The organism is Orrella marina, assembly GCF_003058465.1.
In the GTDB taxonomy this organism is placed as follows: domain Bacteria; phylum Pseudomonadota; class Gammaproteobacteria; order Burkholderiales; family Burkholderiaceae_B; genus Algicoccus; species Algicoccus marinus.
In genome coordinates this window covers 4051347-4076802 of the sequence record NZ_CP028901.1, presented here as the reverse complement: position 1 = coordinate 4076802, position 25456 = coordinate 4051347, and the positions used below count along the sequence as shown (strand labels likewise).

The following is a 25456-nucleotide window of genomic DNA, read 5'->3' as shown; positions in this document are numbered from 1 at the left end:
CCCTCTGTTTTGCTTAAAAGTGGCACTAGTGTAAAAGACCCGGTCGGGTTATGCCAACCAAATGAAAGTAATATTTAGTTGTAGGTCTGAAATTCTCACTGGCGCTCAGCTCCTCGTCATGACAGATTCTGTCTGGATTGCATGGCTGCACTGGTGGGTCCGATCATGGTTTTGATCTCCCGCAGCTCCTGATGCAAGGCTTCCAGCTGCCGCAGGAGCGCCTGCTCTTTCTCATCCTGGACGGCCTGCTGTTGCGCCCTTTCGTCTGCATGATCCTGTTCTGCAAAGGTCTGCATTGCGTTGACAATGATGGCGATGAACAAGTTCAGTATCGTGAAGGTGGCAATCAGGATGAACGGTACAAAGAACAGCCAGGCATACGGGAAGGACTCCATCACTGGCCTGGAAATCCCCATGGACCAGCTCTCGAGAGTCATGACCTGGAACAACGTGTAGAAGGACTCACCCAGGCTGCCGAACCAGTCCGGGAACTGCTCACCAAACAGATCGGTCGCTATCACGGCAAATACGTAGTAAATCAGCATCAACAACATGACAATGGCACCGAGTCCCGGCAAGGCCCCCAGCAGCGCACTGACCACACGCCGCATGGACGGCACAATGGTGAGCACCCTGAGCACCCGCAACACACGCAAGGCGCGCAGCACGGCCAGCGGACCACTGGCCGGAATCAAGGCAATTGCAATCACGGCCAGGTCAAACACGCTCCAGGGATCCGCGAAGAACCGTCCCCGCCAGGCGTGCAACCTCAGCACAATCTCCGCAATGAAAATACCCAGACAGATCCTGTCTGCCCCCACCAGCACAGCATGAAGCGTGGTACCAGGTTCGACGGCCGTCAACGCCCCCAGAATCAGCGCGTTGAAAAGAATCACGCCGAGAATGGCGTTGGCGAACCAGGGCCTTTGAACCAGTTGCCTGGTTGTGCGCTGCATACCGGTGACCTGTGAATCAGTCATTTTCTTCTTAAGTCCTGTCAGAAAGGCGTTGAATATGAGAGTAGATTTTGCAACCTGAAAATCAGGCATTGCGAGGCAGTATGAGAAAATTTGCCGGACACCCTGCGGGCCGGGGTCAGTCAATGTCACACCCGCCGTCACGGGGTGCAATCGCTGCGTTCGGTGCGGAAATGAGTGTGTTCATGACAGAACATGACAAAAAATCCAGCCCGCGGAAATCCATCTCAAGCGCCCCGTCCATGCGCTTTAACTTCTTTAAAAAACAGTAGATTACATCGAAAAAAAAGTTCCTTCACTGCGCGTATTTCATGTCACCTGTGTCACAAAACTGTCATCTGACAGTTATATAAATCGGGCTGGAGTTGCACTGCAACACACTTTCCAAAACCAATTTATGGTGTCGATATGAAAGCTCAAGTGTCTAAAATTCTCGCGGTAACCATGGCTGTTGCAGGACTGGGTGCCATGGGTGCTGCTCACGCCCGCGACCAGGTTCGCGTGGTGGGTTCTTCCACAGTGTTTCCTTACAGCCAGGCTGTTGCCGAATCGTTTGCCTCAAAATCGGGTGGCGCCTCTCCCGTTGTCGAGTCGACTGGAACCGGCGGCGGCATGAAAATCTTCTGTCAGGGTATCGGCGAAGGTCACCCTGACGTCACTGGCGCATCGCGTGCCATGAAGAAGTCAGAATACGACGTCTGCGTCACCAATGGCGTGACCGACATCACCGAAGCCCTGATCGGCTACGACGGCCTGACCATCGCGATTTCACGCAAATCACCCGCTGACTGGGATTTGAACGAAGAACAGATCTTCCGTGCCCTGGCCGCTGAAGTCCCTGCCAAGAAATCCGACGGCACCATTGTATGGGCTGCCAACCCGAACAAGAAGTGGTCTGACATCGACAGCTCGCTGCCCGACACCGCAATTCTGGCGTACGGCCCCCCACCCACATCAGGCACCCGTGACGCGTTCGTGGAGCTGGCCATGCACGACGGCTGCAAAGCCATCGTTGGTGATGCAGGCTACGACAAGGACAAGTGCTCACGCATGCGCCAGGATGGTCCTTTCGTTGAAGCCGGTGAAAACGACAACCTGATCGTGCAGCGTCTTGAAGCTGACCCTAACGCTATGGGCATCTTCGGCTACTCGTTCCTCTACGAAAACGAAGACAAGCTCAAGGCTGTTGCAGTCGACGGCGTGACACCTGACGCTGATACCATTGCATCCTTCGAGTATGGCATTGCTCGTCCGATCTATGTGTACTTCAAGAACGCTCACCGTGGTGTGATTCCCGGGTTAAACGAGTTCATCGAAGAATACATCTCCGAGGATTCGCTTGCACAGGGTGGCTACAACAACGAGCGTGGCCTGACCCCACTGCCAACCGATCGCCTCAAGCAGGTTCAGGCTGACGTCAAGGCTGGCAAGAAGTTCGCAGCTCAGTAAATTGTCATTGAAGACAGGAACGGTCGCGCAGCTTGACCGTTCACATCTGTCCTGACGCGAGACCGACAAGGCGAACATTGCTGCGTCGGTCTTGCAACTTGAGAAGACCTCATCATGGTTGCATACCTTTTGATCGCCACGTTGCTGATTGCAACAGCCGGTTACTGGCTGAATTACCAGGCATCCCGTCGGATGCGTCTAGCCGGCAAGAAGCCCATCTCCATGGACACCGCTTACGGCATGTACGCGCTCTTGATGATCGCCTTGCCCAGTCTGCTGTTCATCCTGGCGTGGCTACTGTTCGGAAACGTCATCGCTCAGGCGATCATGATGGCGTCATTGCCCGAAGGTGCATTTACGCCCGGTGATGTGGGCGCACACTCACTGATCAGAGCCGAAATCATCTCGATTTCCCGTGGTCAGATTTTCGGGACCCCAGAACCTTACAAACTCGAGGCAGCCGAGTATCTCAACCGATTGATGAGTCTCAGCACCACCATTGCCTGGGCCGGTCTGATTGCCATCGCGCTGGGTGCACTGGTCTACAGTCGCAAGCAGGTCCGTCAACGTTTCTCGGCACGGACATCGGTCGAAACAATCGTGCGGTCCTTGATGATTCTGTGCTCGCTGGTTGCCATCCTCACTACCATCGGCATCGTCTTTTCGCTGGTGTTCGAGTCGTTGCGCTTCTTCGCAAAAGTCCCCTTCTGGGAGTTCTTCCTCGGAACGAACTGGGAGCCGCAGATTGCGATCCGGGCTGACCAGGTTGGTGGATCCGGATCCTTTGGCTGGCTTCCCGTCCTGATGGGCACGCTGGTCATCACCGTCATTGCCAGCATCTTTGCGATTCCTGTCGGAATCGCCACGGGCATTTATCTTAAAGAATTTGCCAGCAGCCGTGCACGAACTGTCATCAAGCCAATTCTCGAGATTCTGGCAGGCGTGCCCACCGTCGTTTACGGCTTTTTTGCCATTCTTGTGATCGCACCCGCACTCAGATCGACCGCTGCCATGCTCGGCATCGGCGCAGCTCCCAACATGGCACTGGCAGCTGGCATGGTGATGGGTGTCATGCTGATCCCCTTCATTTCATCGTTCACTGACGACGCTCTGAATGCCGTACCGCGCGGTTTGCGCGACGGGTCTCTGGCACTGGGTGCCACCCAGTCGGAAACCGTGCTCAAGGTTCTGTTCCCGGCTGCCATCCCTGGCATCGTCGGCGGCATCCTGCTGGCCATCAGTCGGGCCATCGGTGAAACCATGATCGTGGTGATGGCCGCGGGTCTGATTGCAACCATGACAATCAACCCGCTTGACTCAGTCACGACTATCACAGTGCAGATTGTCACCATGCTGATCGGTGACACCGAGTTCGACAACCCCAAGACACTGTCTGCCTTTGCGCTGGGTCTCATGCTGTTTGTCGTCACCCTGATCCTGAATGTGCTGGCACTGCGGATTGTGCGCAAGTACCGCGAAATGTATGACTGAGGACCGGACACCATCATGACCGCAAAACTGAAAAAACCCGACTGGAAAGAGCTGATGTCCGGACCGCGCTATGCTCGGCGCAAGCGTGGCGACATGACGCTGCGGGCCATTGGCCTGAGCGCGCTGTTTGTGGCAATCGGCATCCTGGTGCTGCTAGTCGGCAGTCTGACCATGTCAGGCTATCCAGCTTTCACCCAGACCTATCTCACGCTGAACTTTGATATCAGCGAAAAATATGTCTCGAGAGAAGATCCTTTCAAGGGCCGGTTTCGCAACGTCGTGAACGATGCGATCGAGGCAGAGTTTCCGCAAGTCACCAACCGGGCAGAACGACGCAGGCTCACCTCGATGCCCAGTGCCGCCTCGCAGTTTCTGTTACGAGACTATGTTGTGGCCAATCCGCACGTCATTGGCACGACCATCCCGTTTTCTGTTCCCGTATCTGACCCGTACGACCAGCTCAACAAAGCCTTGATTGATCGGGATACGCCAGAAGAATTCCGACGTCTCAAGCAGGACGAGATCCAGTGGTTTGACGAACTGAAGGCAAGGGGCCAGATCAGTTCGAAAATCAACTGGGGCCTGATCACCAACGCAGACTCAAGGTTTCCGGAAATTGCAGGACTTGCCGGTGCACTCACCGGGTCGTTCTACGCGCTGATGGTGTGTTTTCTGATCAGTTTCCCGGTCGGCATTGGCGCGGCAATCTATCTCGAACTGTTTGCACCGCGCAACAAGTTCACAGACCTGATCGAGATCAACATCAACAACCTTGCAGCAGTTCCGTCGGTGGTGTTCGGCCTGCTTGCTCTGGCGGTGTTCCTGAACTGGTTTGGCATGCCCCGTTCTGCGCCGGTGGTGGGTGGCTTGACGCTTGCCCTGATGACGCTACCAACGATCATCATTGCGACCCGTTCGGCTATCAAGGCTGTACCACCCTCGATTGGCGAGGCCGCCATGGGGATCGGTGCGTCCAGACAGCAAGCCGTGTTTCACCATATCCTGCCCTCGGCCATGCCTGGCATCCTGACTGGAACGATCATCGGACTGGCCCAGGCACTTGGCGAAACTGCACCGCTGCTGCTCATCGGCATGAACGCATTTATCACCGCGGTGCCTGCTTCCCCGATGGATGCGGCCACCGCATTGCCGACGCAGATCTTTATCTGGGCCGACAGTCCCGAGCGAGGATTTGCATCGCGCACCAGTGCAGCGATTCTGGTGCTGCTGGGCTTTCTGGTCACCATGAACATGATCGCGGTCTACCTGCGCAGCAAGTTCGAAAAAACCAATTAATGTATTGTCGACCCCCTGATGACTCAGACTCTCAGGGACCTACATTCACGCAAAAGGAACCAAGGCATGGCAACCACGCCGAGCGGCCCGCTGGATAACAGCAACTACGAAGACGACAGCTTCAAGACACTGGGCAATACCACCGCAAAGAACCCGCGAATCGTTGCCCGTGACGTGAACGTGTTCTACGGCACCAAGCAAGCGATCAACAATGTCAATCTGGAAGTCGGACGCGAAGAACTGGTCGCGTTCATTGGCCCATCCGGATGCGGAAAATCCACTTTCCTGCGTACGCTTAACCGCATGAACGACACCATCGACAACTGTCGGATCACCGGCTTGATCGAACTCGATGGCACTGACATCTACTCGCCCGATCTGGATGTGGTCGAACTGCGCGCGCGTGTGGGCATGGTGTTTCAAAAGCCCAATCCCTTCCCGAAATCCATTTACGACAACATCGCCTATGGCCCCAAGATTCACGGACTGGCCAACAGCAAGGCCGAGATGGACGAGATCGTCGAAGCCGCGCTGACCAAGGCCGGCCTCTGGAAGGAAGTAAAGGACCGGCTGGACAACCCGGGAACCGGACTTTCCGGCGGTCAGCAGCAACGCCTTTGCATTGCGCGGGCGATTGCCGTCAGCCCTGAAGTCATCCTGATGGATGAGCCCTGCTCAGCGCTCGACCCGATTGCAACGGCAACAGTGGAAGAGCTCATGCATGAGCTTAAACGTGACTACACCATCGTGGTCGTCACCCACTCGATGCAGCAGGCTGCCCGGGTCTCAGACAGGACTGCCTACTTTCACCTGGGCAAGCTGATCGAGGTTGGCAAGACCGAGGATATCTTTGTCAATCCCAGGCATCAATTGACACAAAACTACCTGACCGGACGTTTTGGCTGATCCCGACCTCCCCATGCCAATGATTCATCCCGGCATGGGGGCAAACTTCTTCGCAGGCATCCTGTCTGCACAGCACCTCTCTTTACGCACACCACAAAAACTGGTTACAACACTTGTTTCTGACGATGCAAGTCTTTGAAGAAGCGAGTTTCAACCATGCAAGTTCCCATTCGTGCCACCTACATGCGAGGAGGTACCAGCAAAGGTGTGTTTTTCCTGGCTGAGGATCTTCCCGAAGATCCTGTCATACGTGACCAGGTTCTGATGCGGGTGATCGGCAGTCCGGACCCTTATGGTCAGCACATTGATGGCATGGGAGCAGCGACCAGCAGCACCAGCAAGATTGTGATCATCTCGGCCAGCGACCGGCCTGACAGTGACATCGACTATCTGTTTGGCCAGGTATCAATCGACAAGCCTCTGATCGACTGGAGTGGCAACTGTGGCAACCTGACTGCTGCAGTCGGACCCTTTGCAATCCATCGTGGCCTGATATCACCTGGTGAGGCTTGCGGGATAACCATCAGAATCTGGCAGGCCAACATCCGGAAGCGGATACTGGCACACGTACCAGTCCGCGAGGGCCAGGTTCTCGAGACGGGCGAGTTCAAGCTCGATGGCGTGGCTTTTCCTGCCGCTGAGATCAGGATTGAGTTTCTGGACCCTGGCGCCAGCAACAGCGAGGCTGGTGAAGATGGCCAGGCTGGTGTCTCGGGCATGTTCCCGACCGGCAATCGCATCGACGAACTCGAGGTCCCGGGCTTTGGCACCTTATCTGCAACCATGATCATGGCTGGCAATCCGGCTGTCTTTGTCAGTGCGGCATCGCTCGGGCTAACTGGCAAGGAACTGCAAGTCGATCTGAACAGCAACCACGATCTCCTCGATCGGCTCGAGCAGATTCGCGCCCACGCCGCGGTCCGGATGGGTCTTGGACTCTCTGTCGAAGAAGTGTCCCGATCCCGTCAGCACACACCCAAGCTGGCGTTTTTTGCGAAACCGGATACCTACACGGCGTCCGATGGCAAGACCGTCAGTGCGGACAACATTGATCTGCTGGCGCGGATTCTCTCCATGGGCAAGCTACACCACGCGATGACGGGCACCGGTGCGGTTGGCATCGCAGCGGCAGCGGCCATCGAAGGAACCGTAGTGAGCCAGATTCTCGGACACGCCCGCAATGACATCGTCTTCGGTCACCCCTCTGGTGTCTTGCGCATTGGTGCGGATGTGCATACAGACGCATCCGGACAGGCTGTGGTAAACGCTGTAAAAGTCAGTCGCAGCGCACGCAGACTGATGGACGGGCAGGTGTTTGTGCCGTCCTCCTGCCTGCAACCCCTCGATCAGGCGAGCAACACGTAAACAATCAGCAAAACACCCAGGGTCAGGTTGACCGCGACAAGATTGCGAATCTGCCCCAGGGCCTGCCCTGCCTTGTCCCACGCCGTAAATTTGATGGCATCACCTAGCCGCCTGAACGGGGCGAACCGGATGTGCATGAAAATAGCCACCATCAGGGTACCTACAACGGCCATGACCCACCAGGCGATCGGCATGTCAAAGGACCCACCCGCCTGAACAGTGCTTTTAGCGACGCGACCAATCATCCAGAAGCCCGTCACCAGAACCAGCACACAGGCAATCAGAACCCCTCGGAAGAACCGGGTCAGCACCTCGTGCATCAATACCAGTCTTTGCTCGCTTGCAAGATGCAGCAGGGCGGGCCTGAGAAACCACTGCACAAACATCATGCCCCGATCCAGAGGACAAGTGACAGAATGTGAACAGTTTTAAGCAGGTCGTATAGCATCCGGGCTCCAGAAAGATTTGATAGGCATTCGAGGCGGGCAACCTTTGCCGGCTGGCAGGGGCAACAAACGTCAAAGTCTGACTCATGGTATGCGAGTTGGTTCACGATCTGCGAGAAACCTTCTGTTTCCGACAAGATTGTCTGGTTTTGTGTGGTTTTGTGTGGCTTTGCGTGGTTTATCATGCGTGAGCAGTGCGACACATCACCCGAAAGCGCCCAGACTATTTGAATAGCCCATACAGCTGGCGTGATGTCATCCTGTCAGTCACGTCGGCGCGCTATCATCTGCCGTTTCACTGTCTACTCGTCGATCGCTTTGCGATTCACCCCTGGGTTTGAGATGAGTACGCAAACAGACAATGAGAGATATCACCGATGTTCCGACATCAGAATTCGCACCACGGAGCAAGCATTTGAAGATCGAACAACAGATTGTGCTGGTCACTGGGGGAGCACGAGGCCTTGGCGAGTCGATTGTGCGGGCCCTTCATCGTGAAGGCGCCAGAGTCGCCGTCAATTACCTCGGCAGTCAGTCCAGCGCAGAACGCCTGCAGTCAGAACTCGGAAGCCGTGTCTGCACAGTCCAGGCCGATGTAACCGATCCTGCGGCTGTGGGCCAGATGGTCTCACAGATCGAAGCCCAGTTCGGGAGCCCGGTCACCAGCGTCATCAACAATGCCCTGGTCTCATTCACGTTCAACGGAGATGACCGCCCCAGACTCGACACCATTACCTTGCAACATTTCGAGCAGCAGGCACGAGGGGCCGTCGGGGGAGCCTTGAACACGATCCAGGCGACACTACCGGGCATGCGCTCTGCAAGGTTTGGCAGAATCGTCAATGTTGGAACCAATCTGTTTCAGAATCCGGTCGTCCCCTACCACGACTACACCGCGGCCAAGGCAGGCCTGCTTTCGCTGACCCGCACAGCAGCGCACGAACTCGGTCCCGATGGCATCACGGTCAACATGGTGTCAGGTGGGCTGCTCAGAACCACCGATGCAAGTGCTGCCACACCGGATTTTGTATTTGACCTGATCGCCCGGAACACACCGCTGCAATCGGTCACCACGCCCGAAGAATTCGCCGATGCCGTGCTGTTTTTTCTGTCGCCCTGGTCTCGCGCAGTCACCGGACAGAATCTGGTTGTCGATGGGGGACTGGTCAAAGATTAAGGCGTGCCACCTCGCTGACTGAGTGCACTACGCCGCTTTGCCACCGTGCGAACTATTCATCGCTCAGTGACTCATAATGTGTGCCTTTGGGAGCATGGCCAAATGCCATGCAGTACTCATGCACAGCCCTGACAGGGTCGGAAACAGTTCCGCCATGTCAGCCAGACCATCATCCTTTTCTGGCAGACGAGTCTTTCGCGTCTGCTGTTGCGATTCGAGATCATCAAACCTGACTCATGGACAGCCTTACACAGATCACATTAGGTTCCGCAGTTGCCGTTGCCGTCATGGGACGCAAAGTCCCGGTCTGGCAGTCTGCGCTCTGGGGAGCTTTTGCTGGAACCGCACCCGACCTCGATGTGGTGATGGACTTCGGAGACGCCATCCTCAACATGACTCGCCATCGTGCCGAAACGCACGCAATCGCCTATCTCACTGCAGCCTCAGCGGTTTTTGCGGCGGTGGCACACTTGATTCACCGCCAGGCAGCCACCTTCTCCCGCTGGTGGATGGCCTTCTGGCTGGTGCTGATCACGCACGTCGGCATCGACTATATGACGGTCTACGGCACTCAACTCGCCCTGCCCTGGAGCAACTATCCTTTCGGGCAGGGAAGTATCTTCATCATTGACCCGTTATACACAGCGCCACTACTGATCGGCTTGCTCGCCTGCCTCTGGAGCCGATCCCGGTTCAGGTGGACCTGGAACGCCCTGGGGCTGCTTGTCAGCAGTACCTACATGGTCTGGACCGTCATTGCTCAGGAGCACGTCACGACCGTGGCCAAGGCATCGCCGCCTGGGGACCGCATCGATGAATGGCTCATCACCCCTTCACCGCTGAACACTTTTCTCTGGCGCATGGTCGCTGTGTCCCCCACACACTACTACGAGGGCTGGTACTCGGTGTTTGATGACTCGCCAAAGATTGAATGGCGTCAATATGACCGCCGCGCTGACTTGATCGAGCAGCACTGGGATCACCCGGGTGTACGTGAGGTTGCGCGCTTCTCAAAGGGGTTCTACCGGATGCACGAACGTGATGACAATGTGTACGTCACCGATATCCGGATGGGATTCGAGCCCAATTACTTCTTTGTTTTCAATCTCGGATCCGTTGGGCCCGACAACCAGCTCGACGTTAACCGGCCGGCAATTCAGGAAGGCAGCCGTCCGGAACTGGGTCCGACCTGGAACTGGCTGATCGCCCGCATTCTGGCACCTGTCGGCCCTCAGCCAGGGCTCGACGAAACAGGCCCCTCCCTGCCCGCAGCGCTACCACCGAGCATCGAGCCGGACGTGGATATTGCCAGATAACACAGAGCAAACATCCATCACGCCCTGGGCGACATTGCGCCCCGGGCAGATTACTCACCAGGTACGAAACTTACCGGTGTCAACGTGCACAAAATTATCACGCGGATAATACCCAACTCCGCCCCGCTCAAGCGCAATCGCCGCCTCACGCAAATCCTTCAACGGCACACCGGGCAGGCGCACATCGATTGCCTTGCCATCCATGTGCAGACTGCGTTTGGCCACACCCCCACCACGGGTGGTACGCAGTCGCTCGTTGGTTTTGGGACTGCGATACCCTGAAATGATCTCGTAGTGCCCCCGCGCACCGAGCGCGTTGCGGATGTCGTGAAGAATGTCGTACAGCCCGGGATCCATACTCCCCACTTCGTGAGTGTAGTGGTCCCGCAAAAAGACATTGAGTTTATCCAGGGCTGGATCAAGATAGACAGGCCCCCTGGCATACACGAGTCCGATTCTCTCTGATGTATGAAGGTGATTCATGCCAATCTGACGTCCCGGTATCTTGACCGGTGTGGTCACCTTCGCCAGCGCAGGCGCGCCGACCAGCAGCAATCCGAAACCGGACGCTTTCAGCAAGGATCTTCTAGTGTTGATTACCATGTCTGCTCGCTTTACTTGACGCATGCTTTTACTTCTCCGTGCTGATTTACAGACGCTGCTCAAGCGCCAGCCCGAGACGCTCGTCATGCCCATAAATATCTGAATAAAAGTAGATTTTCCCGTTATCGCGAGCCATAACCGTGCTGTAGGCAATCACCACTGGCACCGGCTGCTGCAAGCGGGTCGTGTTCGAGCGGCCCAGCCCCATCGCCTGGCGGATCCGGTTCTCGTCCCAGGCCGGATCGTTGGCCAGCACAAACCGGGCCAGATCGACAGGCGCTTCGACGCGGATGCAACCATGACTGAAATCTCGCCGGCTTCTGGAGAAGAGTTGAGTCGCCGGAGTGTGATGCATGAATATGTTCATGTTGTTGGGGAACACAAACTTGACATCGCCCAACGCATTCCTCGGCCCTGGGCGTTGCCGGATCCGAAGCTGGCCTGCCCGCACCGCATCAAGTCGCTGGGGCGTGACCTCTTGAAAAACATTCCCGGCACCATCAACAAACTCAAGCTGCTGGCGAGAAAAATAGCCCGGATCTCGCTTGATCGCAGGAATCGTCTCGCTGCGTGCAATCGATGGCGGGATGTTCCAGTACGGACTGAACTCGATATACCGCATCGATTCGTCAAACAAGGGTGTGCGATGGTTCAGGGCCCGCCCAATGACCACCCGCATCTCGAGTTGAACATCGATATTGCCCAGGCCATCAGTCTCGTATCCATACAGCATGAAGCCCGGGATATTGACCACCAGCAACCGGTCAGCATGCTGCAATGGTGTCCATCGAACACGCTCCATAGACAACTCGATCTGACGGATCCGGTCAGCCGGTTTCACATTCAGGGCCTCGATCGTCTGTTTACCGACAACGCCATCGACCGTCAGGCCATGTCGCTCCTGAAACGAGCGGACAGCACGCTTAAGATCTGCATCGTAGACAGCATCTTGCGGCTCCTGCACGCCCGGCATGACCACATAATCACCGAGCAGCTTCAGACGGCCACGCATTCTCTGCGCGTCAGGATAGGTCTGACCGGCCTCAAGCTTGCCACCCGCCGGCAAGGCCAGGTCACCTTCCCAGGCGGGATCCCCCTGGATCTGCCGGTAACGTGCCAGCCACTGCTTGAGAAGGGGATAAAGCGGAAACTTTGGTGCAGCCTGCGCGACTGCATTCGTCAGATCCCCTTGGGCAAGTGCCTGACGCAAGTAGGCTGATGCATCAAACTCGTGAGCAGGTGCGTCATCAAAATCCTGGTGCACGTCTTTCGGGCTAACTCGCCCCAGAACCAGATCGGACAGGAATCGCTCCATGGCCGCCGTGAGCATCGCGTCGAGTTCGGCGACCCGCGCCGGATCGACCTGCCCGGATGGGGTCTGTGTCAGCGCCAGAATCTCTGCCTGAAGCAGGTCGGGGCGGTAGTCCTGAACGCGAAGTCCATCCAGATCAGCTCGCCGCATGACCTCAAGCGCTTGCTCGACCTGGGGCTTTGGCACCGACCCGTCGAACCAGAGCGCGGTCTGAGGAACCATCGCATCTGGCGACAGAACAGGTGTGATGGGCTGCAAAGATGGCTGCATTGCTGGTTGCACCGCTGTCTGCGCCTGCGCGGGAGCCGTCAGAACCAGGCTTGCCTGTGTCAGCACGATCGTCAGCGCGCACAACCAGGTCTTGAATAGACCGGCTCGACATATCTGACGGGGATTACAGGACTCAGGAGACCGAAGGGATGCTGGCAGAACCGGAGAACAGGCGGACTTCTCGAATCCAGAGGGGTACAGGTCGCCTACACGTGGAGTGCTGACAGTTAAGTCGATCGCTGAGGACATATCTGAAGCGCTTGGCATTCTACCTTCCGAATTGGTTGGAAGATTTTCTGGATCGCTGGCGCGATCGTGAACCTGAGCACGGGCTTCACTTCTGGCAAAGGTCGCAAAGGTGGTACTGGTGGGCAAAGATGCAGCAAGTGGCCGGACCCGCTCTGCACAGGGCGCATATCCCCTCCTGGAACCGGTGCGATGTGGTCCATAGAACAACAGAATCCCTGCTGCCCGTGTAACCACTCGCTCGATTCAGAAAATCCAGAAAATCGGTGACTTCGAAGATAACACGGTATCCAGTTGAAATTCTTCCTGATTATCGTTGCAGGCATCGTTGTCAACGCGTGACTTGAACCAGATCAATCCACGTCCGCACTCCAAAAGGAGGAACCTGGACCCCGGCCCCCCCATCCCACACTGCGACCATCAATCGCCGAGCACAATCAACCCGTCAACCGCTGTCACACCCTCTGCGGTCACAAACAAGGGATTGATTTCAGCTTCCAGTACCTGCGGCGTTTCAAGCGCAGCAAGTCTTGAAAATGCGACGATGGATCTGGCCAGTGCCTCGCAATCGCCTTTGGGCAGGCCACGGTAGCCGCGCACCAGCTGGGTCGCCTTGACTTGCTCGATCATCTCCCAGGCCTGCTCCAGACTCACAGGCGCCAGTCTGAGCGCCACATCCGGATTGAGCTCGGCTGTGATACCGCCTGCGCCCAGCAGCACGGTTGCACCGACCAGTGGGTCGCGCCTGTAACCCAGAATCAATTCCAGCAGTTTTGGCGACATGGATTGAACCAGCAGCCCGTCGATCTGCGCTTCAGGCTTGTAGGCTTTGACATTGCGCATGATCTCGTGTGCCGCCTGCCTGAGCTCTTCATCGCTCCGGATATTGACCTGCACACCGCCAGCCTCTGTCTTGTGCGGCAGATCAGGCGACGAAATCTTCACCACGACCGGATAAGCGATGTTGTGGGCGAGATTGTCAGGTTGCACCAGTGTGCTGCTAGCCACCGACACACCAAGCCCGGCAAACACCTGACTAGACTGGTACTCCGTGAGATTGCCCTGGGTCGGGAGGGTATCAGGCCAGATCGGCGCTTGAACCGCCTCGGGTGCCGGTCCTGCTCCCTCCAGAAATACTGCGAAAGCATCTGCGCAGGCTTCTGGTGTACGGAATGCAGCAATGCCTGCTTGCTGCAGGAGCTGCAAGGACTCTGTCGCGTCAGGCGCAAGGAACACTGCAAGCGGCTTGTTGCGTGGCTTGTCAGACAAGATCAGGGGCTTGACGGCGAGTTCGGGATGGAACTGCGCAGACGAGCCAACCACACTCAATACACCATCACACCAGTCAGACACCAGCAACTGTTCAAGCAGATCCTTGTACTGTTCACTAGTTCCCGCGAGCGTCAGATCAATCACTGGCGTCTGGCGAATCGCCAGCCCTCTGCCTGCCATGTGTTCCACAAACTCGGCTGTCGGGGCGACCGCCTCGATCCCGTACAGACCAAGATTGTCGACAACTGTCGCCGCGCCGCCACCCGTGGTAGTGATCACTGCCACACGGCGTGCCCGACCCTTTACCGGTGCGGGACGCTCATACTGCATTGCCAGCGGTGCAACCTCGAACAACGTTTCCAGATGATGGACTCGCATCACGCCATGCGCCTTCAGAAACACGTCAACTGCCTCGTCATTGCCTGCCAGAGCGCCAGTATGCGACTGCGCCAGCGCATCACCCTGCTCCGAGCGACCCAGCTTGTAGGCAATCACTGGCTTGCCCGCCTGTCTGGCCCGCTCGAGTGCACGTGCGAGCAAGGGCGCATCACGTATCGTCTCCAGAAACAGCAGAATGCAGCGGGTTGCGGCATCATCAACCAGCACATCGACAACCTCGCCGACCGTGATGTCGCTCTCGTTGCCAACGGAAATCGATTTGCTGAATCCGAAACCTCGTGCGGCTGCCCGTGCGAGCAAAGAACCCATCATTGATCCGCTCTGGGATACCAGACTGAGCGGTCCGGGTATCAATGAGTCGGCCTCAAACACGGCGTTGACTGACAGGATCATCCCGCTATCAAGGTTGGCCAGACCAATGCTGTTGGGCCCCACGATGCGCACACCGAGCTCTCTAGCCATCGCCACCAGCTCGTGCTGCCTGGCCATACCCTCTTCGCCAATCTCGCCAAAGCCATCCGAGTACACGGTCACAACTTTCGCGCCGGCCTTGGCGCAAGCCCTGACCTGGTCGAAGACGTGTTCATGACTCACCATCACGAACGCGTGATCAATCGGACCAGGCAGTGCATCCACAGACGGGTACGCCACTTCGCCCATCACCTCGGTCTGGGTTTTGTTGACCGGGTAGAGTTGCACCTCGCACCCGTGCTTGCGCATGAAGCGCATCGGGCGAGCGGTGTTCTTCTTTGGGTTGCCAGACGCACCGATCAGCGCAACTGCGCCTGGGTGAAACAATGCGTGGGCGAGAGTGACTGAATTCTGCGGTTGGTCCATGGGCTTCTCTGTTCAAGTGGTTGAGTCGAAAAATACGGGGTCCCGGGTCAGAAAGGGACGGATGGTCACACCGGTTGGGTCAACGTACTACTCGCGCGAGCATTCCACACTCAAGCTGCGTTCGGACTGCACTCATCCTGACAGCTGCGACTGACATGCGCTCTGTGCCTGATCACGCACACACAAACGGTGCAAAGGCCTGGCATGAACACTGCACAAAAGACATTGCACAGAAGGCATGAGAAGACTTCACGCGCGGACGTCACGTACAGGCATCAGGCTGTCAGAAGCCTGTACAACGCTCAGTGCAGGTGATCCGACACAGAATCTGCAATGAAAGAATGATCCAGACAACGTTGTCGTCCCCCGGAAGCTGCGCCGCAACCAGACGGGCGTCTGGTTCAGACGTAGCCTCTCGCAACAACCTGGCGTTCTGATTTGGTTTGCCCCCATTTTAAACATGCGGCAGACCTGCGCAAGCGCGCCCCACCCTTTTGACACCCACTTGACCTTGCACCCGGGGAGTCCTTAGTTTGCGAGGAGCACGCCAGATGCTATCGTAAATGGAACAAAGCATCATCATCGGCTTTGTGATCAGCCCGGACGGATACGCTCCGCTCCCTGAGACATGCAGGTGATGCTCTGTTCACACAATAACCAGTCGGCGCCTCGAGAGCCGATACCAAGCTCTAATCTGGAGACCTATATGAGTCAATTTCTCAAAAAGAGCAGCCGTACGCTGGCGGCAGCGGCAATCGCAGCAGCAACTTCCATGATCCCGCTGAGCGCATCAGCCCAGTCAGCCGACAGTTATCCGGACAAGCCCATCCGGATGATCGTAGCCTATAGCCCCGGTGGTGCAACTGACATCGTGGGTCGCCTTATCGGATCCAAACTTCAGGATCGTCTGGGACAGCCGATCGTGATCGACAACAAGCCTGGTGGTGGCTCCAACATCGGGACCGCCGAGGCAGCCCGTGCCAAGCCTGATGGCTACACCATGCTGCTGGGTACGATTGCGCAAGCGATCAACCCGGCTGTGTACTCGACGATTCCCTACCAGACACTGGAAGATTTCGATTTCGTGACACTGACCATGACTTCGCCCAGCATCCTGGTCGTGAACAAGGACGTACCTGCCAACACGGTCGGTGAACTGATCGAATGGGCCAAGGCCAATCCTGGCAAGTTAACGCTCGCATCATCTGGAGCAGGTGGCTCGCCACACATGGCAGCCGAACTGCTCAAGCTTCGTACTGGCGTGGACTACCTCCACGTTCCTTACAAGGGTGCCAGTCCGGCCATGAACGATGTGCTCTCCGGTGTTGTTATGGGTGGCTTCAAAACGGCCACAGCAGCACTCCCGCAGATTCAGGCGGGCTCGGTCAAGGCACTGGCAGTCGCAGCACCTAATCGTCTGAAGAACCTGCCTGACGTTCCGACCATGGCTGAAGCCGGTATCGCAGATTTCAACGTTGCGTCATGGAACGGCATCATGGTTCCGAAGGGAACGCCGCAAGCCATTATCGACAAGCTCGCTGCTGAAACAGCTGCTGTGCTGCAAGACCCCGAAGTCATTGCGCAGTTCGAGAAGCGTGCGGCAGAGGCAGGCGGCAACTCGCCCGCCGAATTCAAGGCATTCGTCGAGAAAGAGATGGCAACCTGGAAGGAAGTGGCTGACGCAGCCAACGTTCGGGTGAACTGATTCACCTGAGAATCTGGGCCATCACGACTGCCTGGGCAACCATCCGGTCAGAGGGACCAGTCAAACCGCCTGGGTTGCACCAGGCGGTTTTTTTTGACTCGCACTGATCCGTCCTTGTCCCTTGCCGACTCGTTGATGGCGCCTTGCGCACCAGGGTGACCGCCTGCAATCTGGCTGGGCCACCTGAGATCATTCTCCTATCACCGACTGGAATACGTTCACCATGACAGACAAACTTGAAAAGTGGCGCGGATACGTGTCCGATGAAGAACTTGAAACCTACCGCAAAGCGGGGTTTGGCCGGCGCATCGCACTTGGCAGAAAAGCGGCATTACTGAACATTGACACCACCTACATGTTCGTCGATCCGAAGTACGCCATGTGCGGCAGGGAGATGAGTCGGCTGATCGCCGCACTTGAGCGCCTCACCCAGGTGTTTCGCGATCTGGAGCTGCCGATTTACTACAGTCGCCGCGGTGATCGCAGCCACCCTGTCTACAGAGGAAGCTGGAACTTCAAACTGAGCGAACCCGACGCGTTTCAGTACGTCAGCGATCCGGTTGCAGACCAGTGGCCACCCTCCTACGGCCCACGACCGGAAGACAGAATTGTCCAGAAAGGCAAGCCGTCGTCATTTTTTGCGACCCCCCTCGAATCATTCCTGCGTTATGACGACGTGGATACTGTGATCATCTGCGGGGTGACCACCTCCGGGTGCGTCAGGGCCAGTGCGGTTGACGCGTTCTCGCACAACTTTCGCACGATCGTCGTCGAAGACGCCTGCGATGATCGCAGCCTGCAGGCCCACAAAGCCAACCTCTTTGATCTGGACATGAAAGTCTGTGACGTGCAGAGCCTGGACGAACTCATCCCTCTGCTTCAGGACACCTACGGCAAATGAGGATCAACCGGCCTGCTCGACCGTCGCAACGATGATGTCGCGTAACCTGAGCAGTTCGGGAGCCAGATCCGCCCGAACTGCCTCGATACTTCTTTGCGTGAACAGGCTCATATTGAGCACATGCGTGGGATCGTTACTGAACACCAGCGGGGCCGAGATCGCAATGACCTGAGGTTGCCAACTGGCTATGCAGCAACCGGACTCGTGAACTTCCGCAATACAGCGGTCAATGTCTGGACGGATTTCCGCCCAGTCGCGCTCGTGCCGTTCTTTTAACTGCTTCATCAGGATTCGACGTTCCTGACCTCGCAAGGTACTGATATATGCCCGGCCAAGCGACGTCAGGGCGATCGGCACGCGCTGCCCTGATACCACCTTGCGCAAAGAGGCATTCGGGCCAAATCGCAATGTGTCGAGATAAATCATGTCATCCTGATCCGGAATCGCCAGCCCAACGTTGACACGCAACTGCTTGCCTGCATTCTGCATGGCATCGAGGGCATGATTCAGGATGTAGGATCCACTACGCATCGCATGGGCCAGACCGAGCACAGTCGCGTGCAGACGGTAGCCTCCGTGTCGTGCATCGTGTTGCAGGAATCCGGCGCGCACCAGCGTTCCAGTCAAACGACTCACCGTCGAGCGAGGCAGCCTGGTTCTCTCGGCGAGCTCGCTGTTGGTCAGTACGTCGATTCCTGGACGAAACGCACGAAGGATCTCAAGCCCCCGCACCAGCGACCGGTTGTCTGTAGCCTGACTGGGCATTGAACGTTGGTAACTCAAGATGGGTATCCACGACAAAACAATGACTATCTGGAAAATAGTTCCAGTGTGTGGAATTTTGCCACAAGTCTCACCTTCATACTGATGAAGCGTCGCGCACCGCTTGCCAGGCAAAAAAAAAGAACTCCCTGAGTACGCCACCTGAAAACGTGGTTGCGAGGTGGCGCGGGGTGATTGCTGTTGTAGTTGTTGTAACTATCCGGTTGTGGCTATCAAACAACAATTCGAGAAAAATTCTCGATATTGCATGAAATTATCGAAAGGAAACCATTGCGTACACCAACACCGCAAACACCATAGCCGCCCTGATTCGTGCTCTGCCTTGCAGCCGTCTGATGACGCTCCGGATTCAAACCCGAAGAACCTGACTTGCGGTCGTGCCAATCTGCATATCAAAGCAGAGCGAGATCGACGGCACCGGCACTTTGCTCTGACTCCAGAGGAATTCTTTCAATAGCTCAGCGACTTAAACAGTCGCCCAACATCCCTTCACCTGATGGCCGTTCCTCTGAACCAGCTTTGTAATCAAGCGATGCGAGCCCTCGTTTTCAGAATCCGACTGCACTCGCTGACACACGTTTGAAACATCTTGCAACAGACTACGCCAAGTCACATAGTTCATGCGTCAAACTTGGCTCAAACTGGAACTTGTGACTTTATCCGGACAAACCCTGACTGGACAACGTGACATTGAACTCTACACTGTTCAAGTTTCCAGAACTGACTTTATTGGTGCCTTGCAGCGTATCGACAGCAGTTGAGCACCAGGTCAATTCGTCAAGTCTGACCTGACACCACCAAAAATGGTCTGTCAGCGTTCGGATGAGGAAGCCGGACCAAAGATCCATAACGCAGGAACCAGAACTGCAACAGAAAGGACACGTCCGGGAACATGATGGAGACAGTCGAGCCTCTATGGCCGAGGATCCCTGATCCATCATTGCCGCAGCAATAAACAAACAGCCAGACAACACTGGCAATATTCGGGGAAATCATGAGCAACAGAGATTTACGAGACATATTAGGCGGGCTGGTGATGATCGCCGCGGGCGTGTTTGCCGCGGTATACGCACAGCGCTATGACATAGGAACCCTGCAGAGAATGGGACCGGGCTTTTTTCCGGTGATGCTGGGGATCGCGCTGGCCATACTGGGCGTGTTCATCACAGTCCCGGCACTGTTTCGTCCCGGCACCAGGATCGTGGTTCACTGGAACAGCCTGATCTGGGTAACGGCCGGCATCGTCATGTTCGCAGCCTTGCTGAACCTGCTTGGTCTTGTGTTGACGTCAGCCCTCATGATCATCCTGACCAGCATGCCTGGCGTGGACATGAACTGGAAATCCAGGATCATCCTCGCAATTGTCGTTTCCGTTATTACTTACCTCATCTTCTCCTACGGATTGGGAATGGTGATCCCCGTCTGGCCATGGTCGTACTGACACCAGATACATACCCACCTTTTTCCAGCTTGATGACGGTAGAAACAAATGGAACTTTTAGATAGCCTTATCGTAGGTTTTTATTCAGCAATACGTCCGGAAATCCTGATGTTCTGCTTTTTCGGGGTGTTCCTCGGAACGGTGGTCGGTGTACTTCCAGGTATCGGACCCCTGGCGGCGATTTCCCTGTTGCTGCCAATCACGTACCACATTGAACCCACTGCAGCGATCGTGATGCTGGCGGGCGTGTATTACGGAGCGGAGTATGGGGGCTCCACTGCCTCGATTCTGCTGAACCTGCCCGGCACGGCCGCCAACGCGGTCACGTGTCTGGACGGCCACCCCATGGCCAAGCAGGGACGTGCCGGCGTGGCGCTTTTCATGACCACAATTGCATCCCTTGCCGGTGGTATCACTGGCGTGGTTGCCATGATCCTGTTCTCACCCGCGATCGTGGAGATCGGACTGAGCTTCGGTCCGGCTGAGTATTTCTCGCTCATGGTTCTGGGCCTGATTGCTGCTTCCACCCTCACCTCTGGCTCACCAGCCAAAGGTCTGGCAATGGTGGTCCTGGGTTTGCTGCTAGGCACGGTCGGCACGGACATCAACTCCGGCATTCCGCGTTTTGATTTCAACATCCCGGAGATGATGGACGGCATCAGCCTGGTCGCGCTCGCCATGGGTCTGTTCGGGATTTCCGAGATCGTGAGTAGCATCACCGTCTCGCGTGGATCCAAGATCACAGAGAAGATCACCATGCGGACCATGATGCCGAAAAAGAAGGACTTCAAGGACAGCGCCATGCCGATCGTGCGTGGTGCAGGCCTTGGGGGCTTTTTCGGTGCCTTGCCTGGTACCGGTGCAGCCATCGCTTCTTTCGTCTCTTACGCTGTTGAGAAGAAAGTCGCCAAGGATCCTTCCATCTTCGGTAAAGGTGCCATCCAGGGTATCGCCGCACCGGAAGCCGCCAACAACGCGGCTGCCCAGACTGCGTTCATCCCGACACTGACTCTCGGCATCCCGGGCAGCGCGACGATGGCAATGATGCTCGGCGCGCTGATCATTCACGGCATTCAGCCTGGTCCGATGCTGATGGCCGAGCAGCCTGATCTCTTCTGGGGGCTGATCATCAGCTTCCTGATCGGTAACTTCCTGCTGGTCATACTGAACATTCCACTGATCGGCTTGTGGGTGTCGTTGCTGAACATTCCGTACCGTCTGCTCTACCCGGCGATTCTGGTGTTCATCATGATGGGTGTTTACAGTGTTCACAACAACGTATTCGACATCTACCTGGTCGCCTTGATCGGTATAGTAGGATACGGTTTGCTGATCCTGCGATTTGAGCCCGCGCCGCTGCTGCTTGGCTTCATTCTCGGGCCATTGATGGAAGAGAACATGCGGCGAGCACTACTGCTGTCTCGCGGGGATCTTGCCACATTCATCGACCGCCCGATCAGCATGTGGTTGCTGATTATCTCGGCTGCAATTCTGGGTTGGTCCCTGATCAGCGCCATCCGTAAAATGGCACAGCGTAAGACACTGGAGCGCGAACGCGCAGAGGCTTAACACCCACTTGGCATTCTTTGACAAGCCAGCCCGGACGGTCAGGATACTGACCGTCACCATGAACCCGACGCTCGACGTGGCCACCCGCGTCGAGCGTCTTGTCAATCATGAGAAGCTTCGCTGCGACTCCGAAGCCGAACAGGTCGGCGGCGGGGGCATCAATGTGGCCCAGGTCGCCTATTCTCTGGGCGCGCGCAGCACAGCGGCGTTCACCGCAGGTGGCTGGCGCGGCAACGAAATCGAGCGCCGTCTCAAAGACGACGGTATTGATTGTCTGGCCATGCACATCGCCGGCGAAAGCAGGCAGTGCTTTACGGTATACGAAACATCAACTGCGCAGGAGTTCCGTTTCATTCTGCCCGGACCTAGCTTGTCAGAAAACGAATGGCAGGGATGCCTGACCCAGATCGTCGAAGCGGCGCAATCCATGCACTGGCTGGTGCTCAGTGGCAGCTTGCCACCCGGCGTGCCGTCGACCTTCTACAAGCAGGTCATCGACCGGGTACGGCACAAGGGGAACAATTCGGTCCGGATCGCCGTCGACACCTCCGGGCAGGCACTCAAGGACGCACTGACATGCGAACTCGACCTGATCAAACCCAGCCGGGAGGAGCTAGAACAGATCACGGGTCAGTCACTTACTGACCTCGATTCGTGTCTACGCGCAGGCAGACAACTCCAGCGGCAGAACCATATCGACACCCTTGCCGTTTCTCTGGGCAGCAAGGGGCGCTGGTCGGCCAGGGCTCAAACTGGGTGCACGTGGATCCCCTGCCTGTCAACGTCACCAGCACGGTCGGGGCCGGTGACAGTTTTGTGGGGGGGTTTGTCTGGGCGCTCGCTCATGAGGCAGATCTGGCCGAATGTGCCAGCGTGGCCACCGCAGCAGCCGCGGCTGCCCTGCAGACTCAAGGCAAGCTCCAATTTGACGCCAGACAGATTCTTGAACAGGCTGCGCGTGTAAAAATCAGACCGCTCTAGCAAGCTCCACGGTTGTTTCTGTCGCGCCCATCATACCGGCTGCACTGCGCCCAGTCCTGCCCTGCGCACCGCCTCTTCCCACTGGAGTCACTCGCGGCTCAGGAAGGCTATACTTTCCGGGCATCGTCTCAGGCACATCGGTCATCACTGCTATTTCGAGGATCTGCAGGACCGCGTCAGCCTGAGCTCATCAATTCAACGTCCGGACATCGCTGTGTTTCGTCCTTTTTCTGCTAACGCTGATCCCAGGCACCAGACTCTTGCACTTATTGTGCTCGGTCTGGTGATCCATGCCGGATTCGCCGGATTGCTGACACTGTCTGTTGATGAAGCGCACTATGCACTCTACGGGCATCACCTGGCTCTGAGTTATTTTGACCATCCTCCCATGGTCGGCTGGGTTCAGTGGCCTCTGGTCGCCTTGAATGCACCCGACTGGGCCCTCAGACTCATTCCCCAGGTGCTCTGGCTCGTGAGCGTAGTGCTCGCCTGGCGGCTGGCAGAAGCGCTACGCGAGTCTGTCGCCGCCTGGAAGATGGCCAGTGAACCGGGCGAGCCGGGTCGCTGGGCGGTGTTGATGATATTGCTCGCACCCGTGCTCCACGTTCTGGCTGTGGGCCTGCTGCCAGACACACTCGTGATGGCACTGGTTCTCGGCCTGATGCTCGTCACATTGCGAATTTGCCACGATCAGGGCGCCAGCACGGGAAGCTGGATCTGGCTTGGTGTCTTGCTGGGACTGGCAGGGCTGAGCAAGTACACAGCGATACTGTTTGCGCTGGCTGTTGCAGGCATGCTCTGGATAAACGTGGGACTGCGAGTGCTGACACGCAAAGGCCCGTGGGTTGCAATGCTGATTGCAGTAGTTCTGGTCAGCCCGGTCTTTTACTGGAACGCCACCCATGACTGGATCTCGTTTCAGTACCAGGTCGCCCATAGCAGTGGTGGCCATTGGCGCGCGTACCGGCTCTTGGCATTTGTCGGGCTGCAGATTGTTGCGTTTGGCCCCCTGGTGATTGCCTGTGTAGTCGGTACCATCCGGTTTCTAAGAGCACACCCCGATCGGCTGATTATAGGACTGTGGCTCTTTTTTCTGATTCCGTTCGCGGTAACGGCTTACATGTCGGGTGGCGGCAGAACGCTGCCCCACTGGATGGCACCAGCCTGGCTGGTCGCCATCGTCATCGGCGCCAACCCGGTCAGCGCACACTGGAACCTGGGCCGCAGGAAGCTGCTAGTCTGGCTCGCCCGGGTTCAGGCGGCCATGTGCACGATTGCATTTGCCGCACTGTTTTTTATCGGCATCCCGTTCACCAGTCCTGATCATCCCTTGAACCAGAAAAACCCGCTGGCTGACCTCTGGGGCTGGGACAAGGCGGGCGAGATCGCAAAAGACCTCTCCCTTGAGCACCAGATCGATACACTGAGCGTGGGCAACTGGACCCTGGCCAGCCGTCTTGCCTGGTACTCACGCCCCCTGCCCGTTGTGGTGCTCGACGAGCGATTTGATCAGTTTGATATCTGGTTCGGTGACTTCAAGGCAGGCCAGGACACGATCTTCGTGAACTGGTCACAGGCACCTTATGATCCGCCTGTCGGCGAGACTCGGTTCGAGCAATGCGACCTTGTCGGACATTTCAATGCCGAGCGTTTCGGGCGAGTGGTTTCAAGTTTTGATTTTCTGCTTTGCAGGAACTGGCAGGAGAGTTGATGGGCTGGAAATCACGCATCTGGTTTGCAATCAGACTCGGCTTCTCTGTGATGCTGTTGTGGTTTGCGTTCGAACCGATAGACTGGCGAGCGCTGCTGGACTCAGGCCAGCAACTGTCGCCTATATGGCTCATCATCGCGTTCGGCCTCATTCTGGTCTCCAATACGGTGGCCGGACTACGCTGGGGCTGGATCGGCCGGCACAGTGGCCTGTTGCAATCATGGCGGCGTTACGTTGTGGTGTATTTCGCGGGGGACTGATCAATCAGGGACTGCCCTCCACGCTGGGCGGTGACACCTATCGTGCCGTGCAGTCTGCCCGTCATCAAAGGATTGGCGAGGGACCTGCGCTTCGATATGGAACATTGTGTGTGGTGCTCGATCGAGGCATCGGATTACTGAGCAATGTCATGCTAGGCACCCTGGGGCTGATACTAGGGGGCCTGTATCTCACGCCATGGGCACCATCAGCTGGATGGGCTCTCGGACTGGCGATCGTTTCAGCCCTGCTTCTGGTGGGTGCGCTGTTCAGGACCGCTATGGTGCAAGCGCTTTTGCTCAAACTGCTCAAGTTACTCAGACTTCCGCATGGTGAACCTGCCATCCGCAGCGTATTTGCCTGGCCTGGCAACATCGGGCAGATCCTGACGGGGTTGTCCATCCACTTGCTGACGCTTGGCTGCTTTGCCGCATGCCTCAAAGCCTACGGTGCAACGGTTCCGTTTGAAGCCATCATGATCGGCATGCCTGCCTTGACTTTACTGATGATGCTGCCCATCAGTATCTCTGGGTGGGGACTGCGCGAGACCACCCTCTCTGCGGTATTGCTGCTCTGGGATGTTCCTGCTTCGACGACCGTGCTGGCATCCATCAGCTACGGGCTGATCGTAGCCTTGTGCTACCTGCCAGCAGCCTGGTTCCTGGTCCGCAATCGTCCACCCTCTGTAACTTCGGTTACAAATCCATCGCACTGACGCCTTCTCCCCGCCTATAATGCGCCGACT

General features: G+C 56.8%; 18 protein-coding genes and 2 pseudogenes. 14 read left to right on the top strand and 6 right to left on the bottom strand.

The features are described from left to right. Positions 1-116: 116 nt before the first annotated feature. Positions 117-980 (bottom strand): ion transporter, encoded by an 864-nt coding sequence (locus tag DBV39_RS18535; protein WP_108623379.1) that lies wholly within the window; start codon positions 978-980, stop codon positions 117-119. 417 nt (positions 981-1397) lie between these two features. On the opposite strand from DBV39_RS18535, the gene DBV39_RS18530 reads away from it, so the two are divergent. The 5 genes from DBV39_RS18530 to prpF all read left to right on the top strand — a co-directional run bounded on the left by DBV39_RS18530 (position 1398) and on the right by prpF (position 7484). Then, positions 1398-2426 carry a substrate-binding domain-containing protein gene (locus tag DBV39_RS18530; protein WP_227870717.1) on the top strand — a complete coding sequence of 343 codons (1029 nt, stop codon included), beginning with the start codon at positions 1398-1400 and terminating at the stop codon, positions 2424-2426. Between the two features lie 114 nt (positions 2427-2540). After that, a complete protein-coding gene (pstC, locus tag DBV39_RS18525) occupies positions 2541-3917 on the top strand; it encodes a phosphate ABC transporter permease subunit PstC (RefSeq protein WP_227870716.1) in 1377 nt (458 codons plus the stop codon). A gap of 15 nt (positions 3918-3932) precedes the next feature. Further along, complete coding sequence (gene pstA / locus DBV39_RS18520) at positions 3933-5213, top strand: phosphate ABC transporter permease PstA (RefSeq protein WP_108622863.1); 1281 nt, start codon at positions 3933-3935, stop codon at positions 5211-5213. Positions 5214-5279: 66 nt separating this feature from the next. Beyond that, the gene (pstB, locus tag DBV39_RS18515) at positions 5280-6119 is read left to right on the top strand and encodes a phosphate ABC transporter ATP-binding protein PstB (protein WP_227870715.1); all 840 of its coding nucleotides are present in this window, start codon (positions 5280-5282) and stop codon (positions 6117-6119) included. Between the two features lie 156 nt (positions 6120-6275). Next, the gene (prpF, locus tag DBV39_RS18510; protein WP_108622861.1) at positions 6276-7484 is read left to right on the top strand and encodes a 2-methylaconitate cis-trans isomerase PrpF; all 1209 of its coding nucleotides are present in this window, start codon (positions 6276-6278) and stop codon (positions 7482-7484) included. Here the strand turns inward: prpF and DBV39_RS18505 are convergent. Continuing rightward, complete coding sequence (locus tag DBV39_RS18505) at positions 7466-7873, bottom strand: CopD family protein (RefSeq protein WP_227870714.1); 408 nt, start codon at positions 7871-7873, stop codon at positions 7466-7468. The two genes, prpF and DBV39_RS18505, sit on opposite strands and share 19 nt — an antisense overlap. Positions 7874-8345: 472 nt before the next feature. Between DBV39_RS18505 and DBV39_RS18500 the strand changes: the two genes are divergently transcribed. Together DBV39_RS18500 and DBV39_RS18495 are read left to right on the top strand one after the other, a co-directional pair. Beyond that, entirely contained in the window at positions 8346-9107 is a 762-nt protein-coding gene (locus DBV39_RS18500; RefSeq protein WP_227870713.1) for a 3-oxoacyl-ACP reductase, read from the top strand. 236 nt (positions 9108-9343) lie between these two features. Then, a complete protein-coding gene (locus DBV39_RS18495; protein ID WP_108622859.1) occupies positions 9344-10423 on the top strand; it encodes a metal-dependent hydrolase in 1080 nt (359 codons plus the stop codon). 54 nt (positions 10424-10477) lie between these two features. Here the strand turns inward: DBV39_RS18495 and DBV39_RS18490 are convergent, their stop codons facing one another. From DBV39_RS18490 to DBV39_RS18480, 3 genes are all read right to left on the bottom strand, one after another. Next, a complete protein-coding gene (locus DBV39_RS18490) occupies positions 10478-11050 on the bottom strand; it encodes a YcbK family protein (protein ID WP_108622858.1) in 573 nt (190 codons plus the stop codon). Positions 11051-11072: 22 nt separating this feature from the next. Further along, positions 11073-12875, bottom strand: coding sequence for a L,D-transpeptidase family protein (locus tag DBV39_RS18485; RefSeq protein WP_159079034.1), 1803 nt, complete (start codon positions 12873-12875; stop codon positions 11073-11075). A 399-nt stretch (positions 12876-13274) separates the two neighbouring features. Then, positions 13275-15362: an acetate--CoA ligase family protein gene (locus DBV39_RS18480; protein WP_108622856.1), complete on the bottom strand. Its 2088-nt coding sequence runs from the start codon at positions 15360-15362 to the stop codon at positions 13275-13277. A gap of 706 nt (positions 15363-16068) precedes the next feature. Between DBV39_RS18480 and DBV39_RS18475 the strand changes: the two genes are divergently transcribed. Then, positions 16069-17067 carry a Bug family tripartite tricarboxylate transporter substrate binding protein gene (locus tag DBV39_RS18475; protein WP_159079033.1) on the top strand — a complete coding sequence of 333 codons (999 nt, stop codon included), beginning with the start codon at positions 16069-16071 and terminating at the stop codon, positions 17065-17067. Positions 17068-17290: 223 nt separating this feature from the next. Next, complete coding sequence (locus DBV39_RS18465; RefSeq protein WP_108622853.1) at positions 17291-17968, top strand: isochorismatase family protein; 678 nt, start codon at positions 17291-17293, stop codon at positions 17966-17968. Positions 17969-17971: 3 nt separating this feature from the next. Here DBV39_RS18465 and DBV39_RS18460 read toward each other — a convergent pair whose 3' ends face one another. After that, positions 17972-18751 carry an IclR family transcriptional regulator gene (locus DBV39_RS18460; protein ID WP_227870712.1) on the bottom strand — a complete coding sequence of 260 codons (780 nt, stop codon included), beginning with the start codon at positions 18749-18751 and terminating at the stop codon, positions 17972-17974. Positions 18752-19745: 994 nt separating this feature from the next. Here DBV39_RS18460 and DBV39_RS18450 point away from each other — a divergent pair. The 5 genes and pseudogenes from DBV39_RS18450 to DBV39_RS18430 all read left to right on the top strand — a co-directional run bounded on the left by DBV39_RS18450 (position 19746) and on the right by DBV39_RS18430 (position 25426). Continuing rightward, complete coding sequence (locus DBV39_RS18450) at positions 19746-20192, top strand: tripartite tricarboxylate transporter TctB family protein (protein WP_108622850.1); 447 nt, start codon at positions 19746-19748, stop codon at positions 20190-20192. A gap of 48 nt (positions 20193-20240) precedes the next feature. Beyond that, complete coding sequence (locus DBV39_RS18445) at positions 20241-21761, top strand: tripartite tricarboxylate transporter permease (RefSeq protein ID WP_108622849.1); 1521 nt, start codon at positions 20241-20243, stop codon at positions 21759-21761. 58 nt (positions 21762-21819) lie between these two features. Beyond that, a pseudogene (locus DBV39_RS18440) lies at positions 21820-22742 on the top strand (1-phosphofructokinase family hexose kinase). Positions 22743-22956: 214 nt separating this feature from the next. Continuing rightward, positions 22957-24453: a glycosyltransferase family 39 protein gene (locus DBV39_RS18435; protein ID WP_108622847.1), complete on the top strand. Its 1497-nt coding sequence runs from the start codon at positions 22957-22959 to the stop codon at positions 24451-24453. After that, positions 24453-25426, top strand: a pseudogene (locus DBV39_RS18430) (lysylphosphatidylglycerol synthase transmembrane domain-containing protein). The gene DBV39_RS18435 and the pseudogene DBV39_RS18430 overlap by 1 nt, the downstream one beginning before the upstream one ends. Positions 25427-25456 lie beyond the last annotated feature (30 nt).